This is a genomic window from Noviherbaspirillum galbum, from assembly GCF_010974945.1.
Lineage (GTDB): Bacteria > Pseudomonadota > Gammaproteobacteria > Burkholderiales > Burkholderiaceae_D > Noviherbaspirillum > Noviherbaspirillum galbum.
Window position 1 is genome coordinate 291,611 of the sequence record NZ_JAAIVB010000078.1, and the last position, 16,024, is coordinate 307,634.

A 16,024-nucleotide genomic window follows, 5' to 3' on the forward strand; every position below is an offset into this window, starting at 1 on the left:
GCGCCGGAAATGCCGGCTGGTACACCGGCATTTCCTTTTTCCACGTTCGCCAGCCTTATGCCTACCTCACGCTCGACCAGGCGGATTCGATGAAATATCGCCCCGAAATCAATGGCCTGCGCGCGATCGCGGTCATGCCCGTCATCTTGTTTCACGCCGGACTGTCCCTGTGCAGGGGAGGGTTCGTCGGGGTGGATATTTTCTTTGTCATCAGCGGTTATCTGATCACGTCCTTGCTGCTGGCGGAAATGGAAAGCGGCAGCTTTTCCCTCGCCAGCTTCTACGAACGCCGCGCGCGGCGCCTGCTGCCCGCACTGTTCACCGTCCTGCTCTGCTGCCTGCCCTTCGCCTGGGCCTGGCTGTCACCCGGCGACCTGAAAAACTTTACCCAAAGCCTGGCGGCCGTTGCCCTCTTCGCTTCCAACCTGTTCTTCTGGAAGACGAGTGATTATTTCGATGCCAGCGCCGAATTCAAGCCCTTGCTGCATACCTGGAGCCTGGCAGTCGAGGAACAGTATTACTTCCTGTTTCCGCTCTTGCTGCTTCTCGTCTTACGCCCCGGAAAGCAGGGCCGGCGCAGGCTGGCAGCCATCATCCTTGCATCCATCCTGGGCAGCCTCGCGCTGGCCCAATGGAGCGCGCTTTCCCGGCCGGAGCTTGGGTTCTATCTCCTTCCGACGCGGGCATGGGAACTCCTGATCGGCGCGGGCACGGCAATACTCGCCGGGCGTGCCTCCAGCCAGCCTGGTAAGCGCTGGATCAACGAGCTGGTGGCCTGGTCCGGCCTTGCCGCAATTGCCTGGGCCATCTTCTTCTATGACGGCCAGCTTCCTTACCCGAGCGTCTATACGCTGGTGCCCACGCTCGGCGCGGCATCGATCATCCTTTGCGCGCGCGAAGGGACGACAGCCAACCGCATCCTCGGCAGCAAGCTGCTGGTGGGGATCGGGCTGGTCAGCTACAGCGCCTACCTCTGGCACCAGCCGCTTTTCGCCTTCGCGCGCAACGTGAGTCCGGACTTCCCGCGCTGGCAAACCTATGGCGCGCTCGTCGCAGTAACGATGGTGCTTGCGGGATTGACCTGGAAATACATTGAAACGCCGTTCCGCGACGGGAAGCGCGTCCGGCGGTCGTCGATATTCGCGCTGGCTTTGCTGGGCAACCTGGCATTTCTCGCGGTCGGCCTGTCGGGGCATGCTACGAATGGATTCGCACGCTGGAAGACGACCGACGAGCAGCTCGCCGTCCTGAGAACGGCGGTGTACAGTCCCCGGCGCGCGGAGTGCCATTCCACCGATACCCACATCGTCGATGCGAGCCACGCCTGCGAATACTTTGCCGCCGACGAGAAGTGGGCGGTGTTCGGCGACAGCCATACCGTCGAGCTCGCCTACGCACTGGGGAACCGGCTCAAGAACTCGGGAGCGGCGGTCCGCCACTATTCCTTCAGCGGTTGCGCGCCTGTCTATGGCCGCGTCATGACCGGCAGCCTGAGGCATTGCGCGGAATGGACGGCGCGGACGGTGGAAGACATCGCTTCCGACCCGCGTATCAGCCACGTGGTGGTGTCCTACCGTATCCATGCCGCCCTCTTTGGCACGCACGAGAAGATCTATCCCGATCTACCGGACGAGATCGGCAGCGAGGAAAGGGAAAGGCGCTGGGCATCCTTTCTCGCGGTGCTGAGACGTTTCCAGTACGGCGGCAAGCAGGTCGTCCTCGTCATCCAGGCGCCCGAGCTTCCGCGTCGCATCGATCAACTGGTGATGCGGGCGGCGCACCCGGCGGCGAGCGTGGCAGGCGTCAGCCGCTCGTGGTGGGACAAGCGCAATCACTATGTGATGTCTCGGCTGGACCAGGTCCCGCCCGGCGTCAAGGTCATCGATCCGGCGGCATTGTTCTGCGACAGGCAAACCTGTTTCGGCGCGAAGGATGGCGTTGCGTTCTATTTCGACGACAACCATCTTTCCCTGGCAGGCGCGGATGAAGTGGCCGCCGCCATCGCGGACGCCGCCATGCCGGCGCTCAGGCAGCCGAGTGCCCCGCTGGCCGCCATGGCTGCTACGGGTACCGTCCAGCGTGGTCAGCATGGCCTGAAATGAATTGCGGTGTTGCCGTTGACGCGTCGATAGCGGAAATGCGTCGTTCAGCGTCGATGCCTGAATTGTCTATCAATTGGAAAGGATAACCATGCGAGTCGGCGTGCTTTCTTATCCCATGCTGTACCAGCGCACGGGAGGCCTCCAGATCCAGATCAACGAATCCATCGCCGGGCTGCGCGAACTGGGCGTGGACGTCACGCTGGTCGATCCCAGCCGCGTATCGCTGTCACAGTTCGATATCATCCATGTCTTCGCGGCCATCAACGGCAATCACCGCATCGTCGAGACCGCCAGGAGCCTGGGATGCAAGGTCGTCCTGTCGCCATTGATCCGCCCCAGCTGGACCCGATTCACAGGGTGGCGTTCGGCGATGATCGAACGCCTGGTCGGACGCCTGACCAATTGGCATGTGCACACCATCTACCAGGAGCTGAAGGTTGCGCTCGATGAGTCCCACAAGATCATTGCCCTGGGCGTGACCGAGAAGGAGTCCATCCAAGCGGCCTTCGACATCCCGGCCGACAAGGTCTGCGTGATTCCGAATGGCATTCCGCAGCGCTTCTTCGATGCGACGCCGGACCTGTTCCGGGAGCGATTTGCGATCGACGGCCCGTGCATTCTGAACGTGGCGGCGATCAATCCGCACAAGAACCAGCTTGCCCTGGTCAAGGCGACGGCGGGCACCGGATACACCGTCATGCTGTTCGGCGAGTGCCTGAAAGAACATGAGGACTATCTCGCGGCGCTGACGGCCTATCCGCATGTGCGTTATGGGGGACGAATCGCCTACCAGGATCCCATCCTGCCGTCTGCCTATGCGGCGGCGACGGCGTTCGCCCTCCCTAGCCATGACGAGGTCATGCCCTTGTCTGTGATGGAAGCGCTTGCCGCGGGGACGCCGGTTGTGATGACCGATCGTCATGCCATGGGAATGAAACCGTCTTCCATGGTGAAGGAATGCGGGCCGGATGATGTTGATGCCTTGCGGAGGCTGTTGATCGACACCGTCACTGCGGTTCGGGCACCGTTGGCCTGCAAGGAGGTGGTGACGCAGTATCGCTGGCGTCATGTTGCGGAGAGTATTCTTCGGGTGTATGAGGAGGTGTTGCCGCAGGGGAAGGGGGTGAAGGTTGTTGCCGAGGTGGGGGAGATGGTAGGTAGTGTGGCGTAGGGATGGTTTTGGCAGCACTGTTTGCCACTGTCATTGGGATTGTCTCAACATCAGTGTCAACATCTGCCATCCCTGCAACGCCCCGTTATTCCCGTGGAGGCAGGAATCTCATTACTACGGCAGTTGCGCGTGTCTCTCCGGTGACCCGGTTGCTGTTCCCACTCCGTGGGGCGGTGCCGGGACTGGCCCCGGCGGGCCAGTTCATGTCTTTGGTCTCGCACCCTAAGCGGGCCCCACGAAACGGAACCAAAGAAGAGCGACTCCTGCCTTCGCGCACTTCTGTCATTCCCGCGCAGGCGGGAATCCCATTTCCGTCGTTCTGAGTTGATGACGGCGAACCTCGAACCTGCCGTGAAAACGACTAAAGCATCCGTCGCTGGTGTCTGCAAAATCTCGTGAAATCCTGACTAGACATCCCGCGCAAGTCGACCAATCCATCATGCATTCCCGGCCGACTGCCCAGGCAACATCGACCCATCAAGCCGCTTCCGCAAACACGCGCTCTTCGTTCCGTCGCGTCAAATTCATTGCCATGCGCAGCCGGAAGCGATCCGGATGGCGATCCCATGGAGTGAATCGCGGAAGCTGGAAAGGATCGCTTTCCTTGCCGGCGGCACCCCAGGCCGTCGATACCGCGGCTTGGAAACCGGCCTTCCTTGCGAGTTCGGCATGCCGGAGATGGTAGTCCTTGCCGGGCTTGCCATTCGGGTAGGCGAAGAGCGTGACTGGCGCGCTGGTGATGTCTTCCAGGCGACGCTTGCCATTCACCATTTCCTGCAGTGCGGACGCATCGTCGACGGAGGCCAGGATGGGATGGTTGACGGTGTGGCCGCCAATGCCCATGCCGGCGCGGGACAAGGCACGCACCTGGTCCGAACGCATCATGAGGTCATGGGGAAGGTCGACCGGCACGCAGCGGAGCATGGTCTCGATCCGCTCCAGCCTGGTGTCCGGGGGAAGGTACTTCATCGTGCCGATCAGTGCCTGGATGGCGGCCTTGCGCTCGGCGAGCGAACCCGTCCGGTGGCAGCCCAGCCCGGCGGGGCGAAGATCCAGTTCAGGCAGCGGGACGCGGCGCACGAATTCGATGATGGTGTCGTTCCACATGCGGCCGCCGTCGAGGAAGCCGGTGGCGATGAAGAAGGTGGCGGGCACGCCGGCCATCTTCAGGATGGGCAGGGCAATGTCGGCATTGTCGGCATAGCCATCGTCGAAGGTGACAGCGGCGGCGCCAGGGGGCAAGGTGCCCGCACGCAGGCGTTGGATGGCGTCGTCGAGGGGCAGGATCCTGAACATCTGCGACAAGAGGCTCATCTGTTCCATGAATGCTGCCGCGTCGACTTCCGCCGGAAACAGCGGATCGGGGCGGGCGAGCACCCGGTGGTAGATGAGGATGGAAAGACGCGGTCCTCCCAGCGAGAGCGAGAGCGTGCGGGCGATGAAACGGAAACCGGCCTGCTTCATGCGGTTCCCCTTTCCATGGCAGACAGGGGCTCAGGCACGCCTTGGTCCAGCCTTGCGCCCGATGTCTTGGCAGCCTTGGCGGCCGGGGTTTCCTGCAACTGCTTTTCGACCACGACCCGCGTGGCGACGAGCGCAACCATCAGGTAGTAGGGCACGTCGAAATACAGCAGGCTGAGGAAGGCGCCGCCCACCGCGAAGCCGATCATGCTGACCTGGATCATGGTCGCGAGGTTGAAGGCCCACTTCAGGTCGTCCCGCCTTCGGGTTTCCCGGATGATCCAGGTTCCCGTGCGCCAGGTGAGGATGCCGAACAGCAGGTAGAGGCCGAGGCCGACGAAGCCATGTTCGCCCAGCGCCTGAAAATAGATGCTGTGCGCCGCGTGGACGTCGTCCGGCACAGGGGCGTAGCGCTGGAAGATGGCTGGCTCGTAGATCTGGAAGCCGCCGCCCGTCAGCGGCCGGTCGCTGGCGAGATTGAATGCCATCCACCATGCATTGATCCGGCCCATCGCGGAATCATCCTTCTGGTAGGTCTGGATGGTATCCATGCGGTTGGCCCATTTTTCCGGCATGAAGGTGAAGATCAGCGGCAGCGAGATCATGACGAGGATGGCGACCCGCATCTTGTAGCGGCTCTTCGCGGTCATGAACAGGCTCATCGCGACGATGGCGAGCAGGGCGCCGCGTGAATAGGAGCCGATCGCGGCAAGCGCGGACAAGCCCATCGCCGCGGACAAGGCCCACCATTGCCAGCGCCGGGTGCTCAGGGTCTGGAGGTAGTGCATCAGCGGGATTGTCATGATCAGCGCCAGCGCAATTTCGTTGTTGCCGCCGATGAAGGTGTTGCCGGGACCCCAGACGATGTCGGAGCCGCCGCTGAGGATGGTGAAGATGCCGCCCTTGACGCCGTAGAAGCCGAGCGAGAGCACCAGCATGCCGATGAAGAGCTGGATGTGTTTCTTTTCCTTGATGATCATCATCGTGACGAAGGTCATGAACATGATCTTCATGACGGTGTTCCAGGTTTCCAGGGAATACTCCGGAAAGAAGGAAAACGCGGTGCTGACGTTCATCCACAGCGTGAAGGCGATCAGGGCGATGGTCGGCCCCTTCATGGGAAGCGCCTTGGGGGCGGAGGTCATGAAGAGGCTCAGCACCGTCACGCCGGCGATGATCTGCGCGAAGGGAAATGTCACCGCGAAGCCGTAGGCCTGCGTGTGCGGGTTCATGACGCTGATCCATACCCAGAGCAGGACGCCGACGTAAGGCCTCTTGAACACCATGGGCAGCGTGCCGAAGACGATCAGCACGATGAGGATGTCTCTCATCGCTGTCCTTCCGTGGTCAAGGCGGCCAGGGCCGATGCGGCGGAACGTGCCGGCCGCTGCCGGCATATCGTGCCGAACAGGGCAAGCTGGCCGGCGGTGGTGTCGTCCCAGCTGAACCGTTCGGCGTAGCGGCGGGTCTGGCCGCGGTCGGGGTAGTCGTCGCGCAGGGCCCGCGCCGCTGCCGCGATGGCCTCGGGGCTGCGCTCCGGCAGCAGTTTCCCGGCCTCGGGCGCGGTCACCACTTCCGGGGTGCCGAAGACCTTGCTGGCGATGACGGGCGTGCCGCAGGCCATGGATTCAAGCAGCACGTTGGCCCAGCCCTCGCGGCTGGAGGCGAGTACCAGTGCGTCGGCCGCGCCGTAGTAGTTGCGCAGCCCCGCCTGCGGCACCGAACCGAGGAAGCGGACGCGCGCAGCGACGCCGAGGGATTCCGCGAGTTTTTCCAGTGCGCTTCGTTCCGGGCCTTCGCCGGCGATGAGCAGGGTTGCGTCGGGGAGCATGGCGAGGGCGCGGATGACCAGGTCATGGCCTTTTACGGGAACGAGATTGCCGACGGAAAGCAGGGTGAAGCCGCGCAGGCCCAGCCCGTCGCGCAATGCCTGCCTGTCGCCCGGCTGGAAAAGCTGCAGGTCCACGCCGTTGCGCAAGGGGACGATGCGGGACCCGTCGACCCCCAGCTTGGTCATTTCCTGCCGGAGCGCATCGCATACCGTAATGATGCCGGCGGCGTCGCGCGCCGCGCGCTGGATCAGCCGGCGGGGGATGGCATGGTTCGGCAGGAGCGTGATGTCGCTGCCGCGCGCGGTGATCACCACCGGCTTGTTGAAGTGCTTGCCGAGCATCGAGGCGGCCACGCCGTCGGGGTAGAAATAATGGGCGTCGATGAGGTCGAAGTCGAAGCCCTCGTCGATCATGCGGCCGATGCAGGGCTTGACCGCCTGGGCTAGCAGAAAGGGTGCGACGTTCATGCCGATCTTGGGCAGGACGGGATAGCGGGGATGCATCACCTGCAGCCCGGAGCGCACTTCCTCGCGCGGCACGCGGGCGAAGCGGGCATAGCTGCCGAAACGCGCATGCCGCGAGGGAAACCAGGGCACCGGCGCCACCACGCGCGCCGTGACTTCCTTGCTCGCCACGAGGTGCTTCAAGCGGGTTTCGACGAAGATGCCATGCTGCGGTTTTTCCGGATTCGGATAGAGCGTGCTGAACGTCAGGATCTTCATGCGGCCTTCGCCCCGGCACCCGTCCTGGCGCCGTGGAACAGACGGCTGTACACCGGCTGGTAGCGGCTGACGCTGTTGTTCCAGTTGCGCTCGGTCTCGACATAGCGGCGGGCCTCGTCGCGCAGGCTCGTCCATTGCTGGCGGTTGCCGATGAGGTCGATGACCTTGCCGGCGAGCGACGCGACGTCATTGGCGCGGAAAAGGATGCCGGTGCGTCCGTCCTCGATCAGCTCGCGGTGTCCGCCGACGTCGGAGGCGGCGAGCAGGCGGCCCTGCGCCATGGCCTCGAGCGGCTTGAGCGGCGTGACGAGCTCGGTCAGCCGCATCGGCAGGCGCGGATAGACCAGCACGTCGATCAGGTCGTAGTAGCGCTGCACTTCCTCATGCGGCACGCGGCCGGTGAAGATGACGTGGTTTTCCAGCCCGAGATGCGAGGTCATCGCCTTGAGCTCCTCTTCCTGCGGGCCGCCGCCCACGAGCAGCACTCGCGCATCGGGCCGCTGCTGCAGGATGCGCGGCAAGGCCCGGATCAGCAGCGGCAGGCCTTCATAGGCATAGAAGGAACCGATGAAGCCGAGCACCAGCTTGTTGTCCAGACCCAGGCGCGCGGCCAGGGCCATATCGGGCGTGCCGCTGCCCTGGAAGCTGGCGATGTCCACGGCATTCGGGATGACGGTGACCTTGTCGGCGGGGATGCCGCGGCCGATGATGTCCTGGCGCAGCCCTTCGCAGATGGTGGTGACCGCGTCGGCCTGGCGCAAGGCGTGGGTTTCGAGCGCCCGGGTCAGGCGATAGCGCGCGCCGCCTTCGCTGCTGGTGCCATGGTCGACCGCCGCGTCTTCCCAGAATGCGCGTACCTCGTAGAGCACGGGAATGTTGAAGCGCCTGCCCGCCCTGATCGCGGGAAGGGCGTTGAGCACGGGCGAATGGGCATGCAGGATGTCCGGCTTGATCACCGGGATGATCTCCGCGAGGCGCTTGCCCAGTTCGCTCATGACCGCCACCTGGTTGAGCACCGGCAGCCGCGCCGGAAAGCCATCGGCCGGGGGCGTGCGGAAGAAATGCCAATCGTCCGCCATTTCCTCGCGCTGCTGCAGCGCTCCCTGTTTCGGGCTGGTGAGGTGGAAGGTTTCCCAGCCCCGCGCCCGCTGCTGCTTCAGGATGGAAAGCGTGCGGAAGGTATAGCCGCTGTGCAGCGGAATCGAATGATCGAGGATGTGCAGAATGCGCATGGGAGGCATGAGTCCGCGTTGTTCCGGAAGGACTTAATTTTGCGCAGGAAATGTTTTGTCGCTTTGATAAATACCAAATAACGTCGGCCGGCCGGCGACATCCCGCATCCCGCGTGAAGCAAGCTTGATTTTTGTCGGCGCCATCCTTCCCTCGGCGCTGCCGCGATCAGGGCTGGTTCTGGAAGGGGATGGCCTGCACCCGGTGGGACGGTCCCAGGCCCAGGTCGGGCAGGTCGAGGTGATCGAGGATGGCATGGAACATGGGAATGGCGCTGGCGTCGCTGCAGACCGTGACCACGCCCACCGGCTTGCCGGTCTGGGAACAGAGCTGGTCGCTGGGGGTCTTGCCGAACAGCTTGCGCACCGGCGACAGGTCGGGGCAACTGCCGCTCACGTCCCAGAACACGAAGCTGTCGTCGATGAGGAACAGGCGATTGCCCAGATCCCTGCATTCGGCGGTCTTCGCCATGGCGACGAAATCGGCCGGCGCGAGCGTCGGGCCGCCCGCGCCGCCGCCGCAGGCCGCGAGCAGCGCGCCTAGCAAGGCCGCCAGGGCAAGGCGGGCGCCGGGAAGAGCGTTCATGTGAGAGGTCCTTGTCAGCCGGGTGAGCATTGTCCGCCGTGTCATGCGGGGGAATGACGCCCAGACTAACAAGCGCCGCGGCGCCATGCAAATCGTGGCTCGCAAGGTATGGTCGGAGCCCGGCCGTGGCCGCCGGCGCGCGTCAGGACTGCTTCGTGCGGCGCTTCTCTTCGTACATGGACTGGTCGGCGAGCTTCATCAGCTGCGTGGCATCGCTGGCCTGGTCCGGATAGATGGCCACGCCGATGCTCAGCCGGGGTTCGACGAGGTGGCGGTCCAGCCAGACCATTTCGTTGCAGGTCGTACGGATCTTTTCGGCCACGCCGGTGGCGGCTTCCAGGGTGCTCACGTGCGGAAGCAGGACCACGAACTCATCGCCGCCGAGGCGCGCCACGGTGTCTTCCTCCCGCATGGTCTTCTTGATGCGGCGCGCCAGCACGCGCAGCAGTTCATCGCCCGCCGTGTGGCCGAGGGTGTCGTTGATCTGCTTGAAGCCGTCGATGTCGAGGTAGAGCAGCGCCGACCGGGAATTGCGCCGGCGCGACTGCGAGAGCGCGGTCTCCAGCCTGTCGTAGAACAGCCTGCGGTTGGGCAGGCCGGTGAGGTCGTCGTAGCGGGCGGAGCGGGTCAGCTCGTCGAGCAGCCAGCGCCGTTCCAGCGCGACCGCGACCTGCGACGACACGAAATGCAGCAGCTTCGTATCGTCGTCGGTAAAACGCATGCCGGGATGGCTCTTGAGGATCAGGGCGCCGACCGGACCTTGCGTGCCCGAAAGCGGGGCCGCCAGCAGTGACATGCCGGCGCCGCCCGTCGCGCCGGGCAGGTCCGACACGACCGGCTGCTGTTCCTGCAAGGCCTTGTCGACGAGTTGCCGCGCCGCTTCGTCGACCATGCCCGCGCCCTTGCCCGAGGAATCTGACTGGTAGAGGCAATTCAGGCGGTGCTTGACGCGGGCATCGATGACCGCCATGCCGGCCACGGAGACCAGGCGGGATACGATGCGGTGGGTTTCATCGAGCAGCTGGGAGAGGCCGTCGCTGCCATGCGCCAGCGCGGCGATCTGGTACAGCGCCATCTGCACCGCTTCGGCGCGCTTCTTCGCGGTGATGTCCCGCGCCACGCCGATGCGAAGCTGGCGCTCGGCATCGCAGCGCGCCGACCACATGATGTGCGCGATGCTGCCATCCTTGCGGATGTAGCGGTTTTCGAAGCCGATGCGCGGCGTGCCCGACATGACCAGCAGCGACTCTTCCCATGTCTTGGCGCGGTCCTCCGGAACCACGTGGTCGAACAGCGTCTTCCCCGTGAGTTCCTCGGGGGTGTAGCCGAACACCGCAAGACATGCGGCGTTGGCGGCGACGACCTTGCCGCTCAGGTCGACGATGACGATCGCGTCGAGCAGCAGGTCCGCGATGTCGGCAAAGGGATCCATCGTTTCAATCGACATGGCAAGGCTCGCGTGGCAAGGTGGCAAAGCGACAACGGACGGATCGCGTGACGCAGTCTGCAGCGCATCGGCGCATGCCGGGAAGGCGTCACGTCCGCCCGGGAAAAGGTCAAGTTTTCGAATCAACGAGGCAGGTCCGGCGTCCTTGGCATGCGGCCGGCGGGACGTCCGGTTCGTTGCGCTCTTCAGGCATAGTTTTAACTGCTTCCCTTCAATTGCACAAGTGGCAGGAGAGGCTCATTTCCATGCTCCTTCACCGGATCTAGGAAAATCTCTGATGGCGAACGGCCGGCCGCCGTGATATTCCTCTCGATCATCTATTGCCGCAGCAGGGAAGCAGGGAGCAAAGCCGCCATGTCCATCACCATCAAGCACAACATCAGCCTGGGCGGATCCGGCACGACGCCGATGGTCTTCGGCCACGGCTTCGGCTGCAACCAGGTCATGTGGCGCCACATCGCGCCCGCCTTCCATGCCTCCCACCGCGTGGTTCTCTTCGACTACGTCGGTGCGGGCGGCTCGGACATGTCCTGCTACGATCCATCCCGCTACGATTCCCTGCAACCCTATGCCGACGACGTCTGCAGCATGCTGCGCGCGCTCGGCATGCGCGATGCGGTCTTCGTCGGCCATTCGGTGTCGTGCATGATCGGCGCGCTGGCGGCGATCGCCGCGCCCGAGCTCATCTCCCGGCTGGTCATGATCGGTCCGTCGGCCCGCTACATCGACGACGGCGCCTACGTGGGCGGCTTCACCCGCCAGGACATCGACAACCTGATCGCCTTCCTCGACGATAACTACCTGGCCTGGGCCAGGACGATGGCGCCGGTCATCACGGGGCGGCAGGAAGGCTCCGCGCAAAGCGATGAACTGGCGGACAGCTTCTGCCGCACCGATCCGGCGATCGCCAGGCAGTTCGCGCGCGTGACCTTCCTCGGCGACAACCGCGCCGACCTGCCCAGGGTGCCCGTGCCGACGCTGGTGATGCAATGCGCGCAGGATGCGATCGCGCCCGAAGCCGTCGGCAAGTACGTGCACCAGGCCTTGCCCGACAGCCGCTACGTGCGGCTCGAGGCGATCGGCCATTGTCCCCACCTGAGCGCTCCGCAGGAAACGATCGCGGCTATTGCGGCCTTCCTCGGAGAGCAATGATGGGCGCGCCGGGCGAAGACTGGACATCGTCCACGTCGCGCGTCGACGACTGGAGCGCGGCATTCTTCGACGATGCGCCCTGCGGCTATGCCTTGCTCGACGCAGACGGCGGCATCTGCCGCGTCAACCGCACGCTCGCTTCCTGGCTCGGCCTCGACGAGAAGGGCCCGCTTCCCGATGGCATCAGGCGCTTCGCCGACCTGCTGCCGCCCGGCGGACGCATCTTCTTCGATACGCATTACCAGCCGCTGCTCCAGATGCAGGGCGCCGCGGGCGAGATCGCCCTCGACATGCAGGCGCGGGACGGTTCGCTGCTGCCGGTTCTGGTGCATGGCAAGGCGCTGCCCCGCAAGCCGTCGTCCCGGCCGGCGTTCGTGCTGTCGGTCTTCAATGCAAGCGAACGGCGGCATTTCGAGCGCGAGCTGCTCAAGGCCAAGAAGAAGGCGGAGCTCGACGCCACGCTGCTCGAGGAAAGGGTCAAGGCGCGCACGCGCGAACTCGCCGACGCCCTCAAGGTCGCGGAAGCCGCGGCGCGCGCGAAGAGCGAGTTCCTGGCCAACATGAGCCACGAGATCCGCACGCCGCTCAACGGCATGCTCGGCATGGCGCGGCTGGCCTGCGAGGAAGCGCAACATTCCCTGCTCGCCGGACGGCTGGCAACCATCGTGCGTTCCGGTGAACATCTCAAGCACGTGGTGGACCAGATCCTTGACTTTTCCAAGCTGGAAGCGCACAAGGTCGAGCTCGAGGATGTCGAGATCAAGCCGGCCGCGCTGGTGCAGGATTGCCTGCGCCTGTTCACGACCGCGGCCGAGCGCGGCGCCGTGGTCCTGGGCCATGAGATCGCGGATGACGTGCCCGCCGTCGTTGCCGGCGATCCCCACCGCTTGCAGCAGGTTCTGGCCAACCTGATCGACAACGCGATCAAGTACGCGCCCGGCGGCAAGGTGAACGTTGGCGTCGAAACCCTGCAGCGCGACGCGGCCGGATGCGTGCTGCGCTGGACGGTGTCGGACAACGGCATCGGCATGACGCCCTCACAGCAGCTGCGCGTGTTCGACGCCTTCGAGCAGGCCGACATGTCCACCACCCGTCGCTACGGCGGCACCGGGCTGGGACTGAGCATCTGCCGCCAGGTGGTGCGCCTGCTCGGCGGTGACATCGGGGTCGCAAGCGAGCCCGGCCGGGGCAGCCGCTTCTGGTTCACGACCCGGCTCGGGCAGGACCGCGGAGAACGCGGCAGCCAGACGCTTGCCACCGTGGCGGTCGGCGCGCCTCCGCTCGCGGAGGTGATATCGCTCCTGCGCGGCGCGCGCATCCTGGTCGTGGAAGACAACGAGGTCAACCAGGAGCTCGCCGTCCTGCAGCTCGAACGCGTCAAGGCCAGGGTCAGCGTCGCGGTCGATGGCCGCGCCGCGCTGGACCTGGTGCGGGCGAACCGGTATGACGCCGTGCTCATGGACATTCAGATGCCCGTCATGGATGGCTACGAGGCCGCGGCCCGCATTCGCGCCATGCCCGCGTTCCGCGATCTTCCCATCATCGCGATGACCGCCAACGTGCTCGACGCGGAAAAGACCCGCTGCCTGCAGGCGGGCATGAGCGGATTCATCACCAAGCCGGTCGAGCCCGAACAGCTCTACCGCCTGCTGGCCAGCCTGGTTTCCTGCGTCGACGTGACCCAGCGCGGGACGCCGGTGCGCGCTGCCAACGCGCCGGACGGCGCCTTCGATCTGCCGACCCTCGCGACGATGGTGGGGGATGATCCCCTCATCCTTCGCAGATTCGCCATGCGCTTCGTGGAGTCTGCGCGTATTACGCTGCGGGAAATCGAAGACGCGTTTGCGGCGAGCGAACTGCAGCAGGTGCGCATGCTAGCGCATCGGTTGAAATCGTCATGCGGGGTGGTGGGGGCGACGCGGTTGCAGCAGGCATGCTTTGCGCTGGAGCATGCGAGGCAGGATCGGGGGGTGATGCGGGGGATTTTTGTTGAGATGGTTGGCTTGCTGGAGGAGACGGAGCGGGGAATCGGAGGGGTGTTTTTGGGAGAGGAGTGAGTGAGGAGAAGAGTGCCGTCGGCGTTGACGCCTACCTCCGTCATCCACGTCTAGCGCCGTCATCCCCACAACGCGCCGTCATTCCTGCGAAGGCGGGGATGAAGCAGGGGTTTCGCAAAGCACTGCCTTGCGCCTGCGTAACCGATCTGCCTTGCAAGGCAGATCGTGGACTCACATTTCTGTTGGAGTTCCGACGTCTCTCCGGTGACCCGGTTGCGGTTCCCACTCCGTAGGGACTTGCCGGGGCTGGTCCCGGCGGCCCAGGTACTTTCTTTATCAGCAGACCCTAGGCGGACCCTACGAAAGTACCCAAAGAAAGCTGCTTCAACCCCCATGTGGGAGTCACTCCGGGCGACCTTGTTCGATGGGTTGAGGGGATGCCGTTCTCCACGGTAGTAATCACCTGAAAGGCAGATGATGGTTCGACCTCCTGCCGCATCGGAACGACTCGAGCCTGTCCCGACCACGGGGAGCAAGACAGCGTGACTTCAGCGTAACTTGAGATTCTCCCTGCCACTTGAGTCCCAATTGCCATCGAGTTGACGCTGCCTGTCAAATCCAGGCCCGGCACGCCATCAAATCACGAAGCAATCCTTCGGCGCGGCGTTTCTACCTGCGCGGGCAATGCGTCCCTGCTCGACGCTACCACCGTCATCGCCGGACGGGCGTGCGTGACCGCGGCGCCTACCTGGAACACGCTGACCGCTTCGGCCAGCGACACCGCCTGTTCGCGCATGGCTTGCGCGGCGGCGGTGGCTTCTTCCACCAGGGATGCGTTTTGCTGGGTCATGGCATCCATCTGGGAAATCGCCTGGTTGATCTGCTGGATGCCGGCGCTCTGCTCCTGGCTGGCGACGGTGATGTCGGCCATGATGTCCGCCACCCGGCGGGTGCTTTCCACGATCTGCTGCATGGTCTGGCCCGCCTGGCCGACGAGCTTGCTGCCATTGTCTGCCTTGGCGCTCGATTCCTCGATGAGGCGCTTGATCTCCTTCGCGGCGCCGGCGCTGCGCTGCGCGAGGGTCCGGACTTCGGTGGCGACCACGGCGAAGCCGCGGCCCTGTTCGCCGGCGCGGGCGGCTTCCACCGCCGCGTTGAGCGCGAGGATGTTGGTCTGGAAGGCGATGCTGTCGATGACGTTGATGATGTCGGTCATTTCACGCGACGAGCCATTGATGTCCTGCATCGTGCCGATGACTTCGCCGATGACCTTGCTGCCTTCGCTGGCCACGCCGGAGGCCATGGCGGCGAGTTCGCTGGCCTGGCGGGCATTGTCCGCGTTCTGGCGGACCGTGGAGGTCAGTTCGTCCATCGACGAGGCCGTCTCTTCCAGCGACGAGGCTTGGGCTTCGGTGCGGGCGGCCAGGTCGACGCTGCCCGATGCCACTTGCGACGAGGCGGAGGCAATCGCTTCGGTGCCCGTCCTGACCTGGCCGACGATGTCGGTCAGGCTGTCGTTCATGTTGCGCATCGACAGCAGCAGTTGCCCGGTCTCGTCGCTGGAACGGACATCGATGCGCGCGGTCAGGTTGCCGGAGGAAACCATTTGCGCGACGCGGACCGCCTTTTCGAGCGGAGCGGTGATGCTGCGCGAGAGGCGCCATGCGAGCAGCACGCCGATGGCGAGCGCGGCGATCGTGATGCCGGCAAGCAGCTGCTTGCTGGAAAGGAACATGGCTTCGATCGAGGTGTCGGCTTCCTTGAAAGTCGTCTGCTCATGGGCGAGAACCTGGGAGACCGATTCGATGTAAAGCTTCATGGCCGGCATCATCTTTTCGTCGGCGAGCTGGCGGGCTTCGGTTTCCTTGCCTTCGCCCTTGAGCTGGAACACCTGCTTGCGGAAATCGGTATAGGCGGTCCGCTTGCTCGCGACGTTCGCCATCAATTCACGTCCGCGCGGCGAGGTCATCACGCTTTCGAGTTCTTTCTGCAGTTCGGTCAGGCGCTTGCTCTGCGCGCTCAGTTCGCCTTCGAGCATTTTCTTGTCGGCCGGGTCGTTGGTCCGGGCGAGGGCGAAGGTGCGCACCGAATTCGTGGCAATGCCGCGCAGCCATTCCTGGACCAGGTTCTGTTCCCGCGTGGCTTCCACCATCCTGTCCTTGGCCGTATCGATGGTGCCGAGACGCCAGAGGCTGGTTGCGCTCATGATGGCGATCAGCAACAGCAACAGGGAAAAGCCCAGGCCCAGCCGGACACCGATTTTCAAGTTCGAAAGTTTCATCATTGTTCAATCCTCAAGGCAGCCTTGCTCATCGTGGGCATGCT

11 protein-coding genes are annotated in these 16,024 nt (G+C 64.4%); 4 read left to right on the plus strand and 7 right to left on the minus strand.

The window, feature by feature from the left end; translation table 11 throughout:
- Positions 1-89: 89 nt before the first annotated feature.
- Both G3574_RS23940 and G3574_RS23945 read left to right on the plus strand, forming a co-directional pair.
- Complete coding sequence (locus G3574_RS23940) at positions 90-2,102, plus strand: acyltransferase family protein (protein WP_163968051.1); 2,013 nt, start codon at positions 90-92, stop codon at positions 2,100-2,102.
- 88 nt (positions 2,103-2,190) lie between these two features.
- On the plus strand, positions 2,191-3,273 hold the full coding sequence (locus tag G3574_RS23945) for a glycosyltransferase family 4 protein (protein ID WP_163968052.1): 1,083 nt from the start codon (positions 2,191-2,193) through the stop codon (positions 3,271-3,273).
- Between the two features lie 477 nt (positions 3,274-3,750).
- On the opposite strand, the gene G3574_RS23950 is transcribed toward G3574_RS23945, so the two are convergent.
- The 6 genes from G3574_RS23950 to G3574_RS23975 all read right to left on the minus strand — a co-directional run bounded on the left by G3574_RS23950 (position 3,751) and on the right by G3574_RS23975 (position 10,550).
- Complete coding sequence (locus tag G3574_RS23950; RefSeq protein WP_163968053.1) at positions 3,751-4,737, minus strand: polysaccharide deacetylase family protein; 987 nt, start codon at positions 4,735-4,737, stop codon at positions 3,751-3,753.
- On the minus strand, positions 4,734-6,065 hold the full coding sequence (locus G3574_RS23955) for a putative O-glycosylation ligase, exosortase A system-associated (RefSeq protein WP_163968054.1): 1,332 nt from the start codon (positions 6,063-6,065) through the stop codon (positions 4,734-4,736). Before G3574_RS23955 ends, G3574_RS23950 begins: the two co-directional genes overlap by 4 nt.
- Entirely contained in the window at positions 6,062-7,288 is a 1,227-nt protein-coding gene (locus tag G3574_RS23960; protein WP_163968055.1) for a glycosyltransferase family 4 protein, read from the minus strand. The genes G3574_RS23955 and G3574_RS23960 overlap by 4 nt, the downstream gene beginning before the upstream one ends.
- A complete protein-coding gene (locus G3574_RS23965; protein ID WP_163968056.1) occupies positions 7,285-8,520 on the minus strand; it encodes a TIGR04063 family PEP-CTERM/XrtA system glycosyltransferase in 1,236 nt (411 codons plus the stop codon). The genes G3574_RS23960 and G3574_RS23965 overlap by 4 nt, the downstream gene beginning before the upstream one ends.
- Before the next feature lie 166 nt (positions 8,521-8,686).
- On the minus strand, positions 8,687-9,103 hold the full coding sequence (locus G3574_RS23970; RefSeq protein ID WP_163968057.1) for a hypothetical protein: 417 nt from the start codon (positions 9,101-9,103) through the stop codon (positions 8,687-8,689).
- 142 nt (positions 9,104-9,245) lie between these two features.
- A complete protein-coding gene (locus tag G3574_RS23975) occupies positions 9,246-10,550 on the minus strand; it encodes a sensor domain-containing protein (RefSeq protein ID WP_163968058.1) in 1,305 nt (434 codons plus the stop codon).
- A gap of 354 nt (positions 10,551-10,904) precedes the next feature.
- On the opposite strand from G3574_RS23975, the gene G3574_RS23980 reads away from it, so the two are divergent.
- The gene (locus G3574_RS23980) at positions 10,905-11,702 is read left to right on the plus strand and encodes an alpha/beta fold hydrolase (protein ID WP_163968059.1); all 798 of its coding nucleotides are present in this window, start codon (positions 10,905-10,907) and stop codon (positions 11,700-11,702) included.
- Positions 11,699-13,759: a PAS domain-containing hybrid sensor histidine kinase/response regulator gene (locus G3574_RS23985; protein ID WP_163968060.1), complete on the plus strand. Its 2,061-nt coding sequence runs from the start codon at positions 11,699-11,701 to the stop codon at positions 13,757-13,759. The genes G3574_RS23980 and G3574_RS23985 overlap by 4 nt, the downstream gene beginning before the upstream one ends.
- 580 nt (positions 13,760-14,339) lie before the next feature.
- Here G3574_RS23985 and G3574_RS28880 read toward each other — a convergent pair.
- Positions 14,340-15,983 carry a methyl-accepting chemotaxis protein gene (locus G3574_RS28880; protein ID WP_328804841.1) on the minus strand — a complete coding sequence of 548 codons (1,644 nt, stop codon included), beginning with the start codon at positions 15,981-15,983 and terminating at the stop codon, positions 14,340-14,342.
- Positions 15,984-16,024 lie beyond the last annotated feature (41 nt).

What these genes read in the sequence shown, in the direction of transcription:
- G3574_RS23965 (WP_163968056.1), bottom strand. Translation starts at nt 8,520, where the DNA reads ATGCGCATTCTGCACATCCTCGATCATTCGATTCCGCTGCACAGCGGC.
- G3574_RS28880 (WP_328804841.1), bottom strand. Translation starts at nt 15,983, where the DNA reads ATGATGAAACTTTCGAACTTGAAAATCGGTGTCCGGCTGGGCCTGGGC.
- G3574_RS23940 (WP_163968051.1), top strand. Translation starts at nt 90, where the DNA reads ATGAAATATCGCCCCGAAATCAATGGCCTGCGCGCGATCGCGGTCATG.
- G3574_RS23960 (WP_163968055.1), bottom strand. Translation starts at nt 7,288, where the DNA reads ATGAAGATCCTGACGTTCAGCACGCTCTATCCGAATCCGGAAAAACCG.
- G3574_RS23980 (WP_163968059.1), top strand. Translation starts at nt 10,905, where the DNA reads ATGTCCATCACCATCAAGCACAACATCAGCCTGGGCGGATCCGGCACG.
- G3574_RS23955 (WP_163968054.1), bottom strand. Translation starts at nt 6,065, where the DNA reads ATGAGAGACATCCTCATCGTGCTGATCGTCTTCGGCACGCTGCCCATG.
- G3574_RS23970 (WP_163968057.1), bottom strand. Translation starts at nt 9,103, where the DNA reads ATGAACGCTCTTCCCGGCGCCCGCCTTGCCCTGGCGGCCTTGCTAGGC.
- G3574_RS23945 (WP_163968052.1), top strand. Translation starts at nt 2,191, where the DNA reads ATGCGAGTCGGCGTGCTTTCTTATCCCATGCTGTACCAGCGCACGGGA.
- G3574_RS23950 (WP_163968053.1), bottom strand. Translation starts at nt 4,737, where the DNA reads ATGAAGCAGGCCGGTTTCCGTTTCATCGCCCGCACGCTCTCGCTCTCG.
- G3574_RS23975 (WP_163968058.1), bottom strand. Translation starts at nt 10,550, where the DNA reads ATGTCGATTGAAACGATGGATCCCTTTGCCGACATCGCGGACCTGCTG.
- G3574_RS23985 (WP_163968060.1), top strand. Translation starts at nt 11,699, where the DNA reads ATGATGGGCGCGCCGGGCGAAGACTGGACATCGTCCACGTCGCGCGTC.